Annotated in this window: 1 protein-coding gene; it reads left to right on the top strand. The window is 51.7% G+C overall.

The features are described from left to right. Positions 1–534 (top strand): glycoside hydrolase domain-containing protein (locus R7Z49_RS27250; protein ID WP_318112786.1); only part of this gene is annotated, 534 nt, incomplete at both ends.

Raw genomic sequence — 534 nt, 5'->3', positions numbered from 1 at the left:
GATCAAAGAAGTCTTCGGTGAAGAAGACCCACGCTACACCGAGTTCGCTAACCGTTCTAAAAACTGGCAAGCGCAATTCGACTTCGGCGGTAAGCAATACCAAGGTTGGTTCAAAGCCCGTGACTACGATGGCGAGTTTATCGATGCAGGTTGGGTAGACCCAATCACCGGTCGAGCGGTGGGTAAAGACTGGCGTCCAGACATGTTCAACTGGTCATTCTCTGAATCGAACGGCTGGCAATACTCGTTCAGTGTTCAGCACGACATTCATGGCTTGATTGACCTGATGACACGCTTCGACAAGACACAAAACCCTGAAGCAGAACGCGGTGACTTGTTCGCAGCACGCTTGGATGAGTACTGGTCAACCTACCCAGACCGCAACGCAGGCGACAACCAATTCCCAGTGTTCAACACAGGTAACGTTGGTCAGCACGTTCAAGGTAACGAACCAGATATCCACGTGCCGTACTTGTACAACTACGTCGGTCAACCTTGGAAAGGTCAGGCAGCCATCGCCGCAGCAACCAACAT

This window comes from Vibrio sp. 1562, from assembly GCF_033340155.1.
Classification (GTDB): domain Bacteria; phylum Pseudomonadota; class Gammaproteobacteria; order Enterobacterales; family Vibrionaceae; genus Vibrio; species Vibrio alginolyticus.
The sequence above is the reverse complement of the archived record's forward strand: the minus strand, read 5'-3'. Positions and strand labels throughout refer to the sequence as shown.